The organism is Candidatus Cybelea sp., from assembly GCA_036489315.1.
Taxonomy (GTDB): domain Bacteria; phylum Vulcanimicrobiota; class Vulcanimicrobiia; order Vulcanimicrobiales; family Vulcanimicrobiaceae; genus Cybelea.
Map to the genome: position 1 here is coordinate 1 of DASXFZ010000005.1, position 1,970 is coordinate 1,970.

Annotated in this window: 2 protein-coding genes; one reads left to right on the forward strand and one right to left on the reverse strand. The window is 63.1% G+C overall.

The features are described from left to right. Positions 1 to 387 precede the first annotated feature (387 nt). The gene (locus VGG51_00705; protein HEY1881545.1) at positions 388 to 534 is read right to left on the reverse strand and encodes a hypothetical protein; all 147 of its coding nucleotides are present in this window, start codon (positions 532 to 534) and stop codon (positions 388 to 390) included. 91 nt (positions 535 to 625) lie between these two features. Between VGG51_00705 and VGG51_00710 the strand changes: the two genes are divergently transcribed. Beyond that, positions 626 to 1,660, forward strand: coding sequence for a DUF2332 domain-containing protein (locus VGG51_00710; protein ID HEY1881546.1), 1,035 nt, complete (start codon positions 626 to 628; stop codon positions 1,658 to 1,660). Positions 1,661 to 1,970 lie beyond the last annotated feature (310 nt).

Here is a 1,970-nt window from a genome sequence, read left to right on the forward strand (position 1 = left end):
GCGCCGCTTGACCGAACATCACGGTACGCCCTACGGTCTGCTGCTGATGCTCAACGCAGAAGCCGCGATCGTGCAGAGCACTGCGCTCAGGCGCGAAGCGGCGCAGTACGCGAAACTGCTGCACACTCTCGCGGAGTCGTAGCGCTGGGCGGCGTTATCTTTTGACGAGCGGGTAGGACGCGATTCCGAGCGGATCCGAGTTGCCGACGATCGTCGAAAACGGCGTTTTGGCGCCGTTTTCAGCCCACCACGTCGTTGCGCTGGTTCGATTGGAAGAAGATATTTGCCGCAGTGACGCCGTTAAGCGTCGGGCCGGCGATGCTCATCCGGAGTACGGTCAAGCGACCGGAGGAGTGTCTTCGATTCGGCGCGCGGAGAACCTGGAGCTTACTCTCCGCCTGGGCTGACGTCGTTACCGCCTTCGCCTTCCTCGGGAAGAGGGTTGCCTTCGGCCGGGTTCCGAGGCGGATTGGGCTGCGCACCGGGATCTTCGGGAACGGTTCGCGGATCGACGGTAGGGTCTTCGACCGACATCGCTCTTCCTTTCGTAGCATGGTGGACGGGCCGTACGAACGTTTCGCCATCACGATACCCCGAAACGCTGCGGCTTATACTGGAAACGGCAATGACGGAAACAATCACGCGATTCGAACGGCAAGCCGACACCTGCGCGGCGATGGGCTCGCCCTTCACGGCGGACCTGACCCGTGAGGCGGTTGCAGACTATCGCGCGGGCGATCGCGCGATCGTCGCGCTCCTCGATTCGCTCCGCGAATATTCGCGCCCGGGATTGCACCTGGCGGGCGCGCTGCATTATCTGGCGCTTACGGGAGACGCCGAACTCGCTCGACACTACCCGTCGACGGGCGGCGACGGCGATGCGTCCGCCGCCTGGCTCATCGCACGCGACATCATCGCGCGAACTCCAGAACGAATAACATCACTGCTCTTACGGACCCCCCAAACAAACGAGCCGGCGCGGCCGATGCCGATACTGGCCGCGTGCCTTTTTGTCGCTGCCACGTTTGGGATGACGCTCCGCCTGCGAGAGATCGGCGCGAGCGCAGGCCTCAACCTTCGTTTCGATCGATTCGGGTACGACGGCGGCGACTGGAGCTGGGGCGACCTAACCTCGAGGCTAGTGTTGCGCAATTGCATCGCGGCGGGGCGTCCGAGGGCGCTGGGGGCGAACCTTGAAGTCGGCGACCGCCGCGGCTGCGATCTGCACCCGCTCGATCCGCGAAAAGAAGCGGATTGCCTGCGCTTGACGTCGTTCGTCTGGGCGGACCAGAAAGAGCGTCTCGCGCGGCTTCGCGGCGCGCTCGCCGTTGCGCGAACGCTTCGAGCGCCGATCGATGAGGAGAGCTATTTGACGTGGCTACCGCGTGAGGGCCGGCCCATCGAAGGCTGCGTGACGACGGTCGTTCACTCCGTTGTCGAGGAGCACTTTTCACTCGACGAAAAGGAAGCGCTTGCCGAACGGATCGCCGGGTGCTCGGCGGGAGCCTCGGCCAGCGCGCCTTTCGCGCACGTTTCGATGGAACTCGACGGCCGAGCCTATCGCACGTCAGTGCGGACGTGGCCGGGACCACGCAACCCGGTGACGATTTGCCTAAGCGACGGGCACGCGCAAGATATCGTCTGGTCTGCTAGTGCCTGAAACTCTTGCGTTGCGCTCTTGTTTTCCCGCGCGCCCAGTGGGGGCGCTTGCGGCAACGGCGAGACGCCGGCGGAGCGACAATCGGCAGGCAGCAAGGCGACGCCGAATGTAAAGGTAAGCAATCCGGCCATCTTTCGTAGGATTTTCAAGGTGCGGCTGGGTAAGGCACCCCTTATGACCACAGCTAGTACGTCTACGCGATATTCGCCTAAAAAATGGAATCTCTCCGGCTTGCAAGGCATCTCGGACCAAACGCTCGAGATGCACTTCGGCCTGTATGAGGGCTACGTCAAAAACACCAACGCGCTGC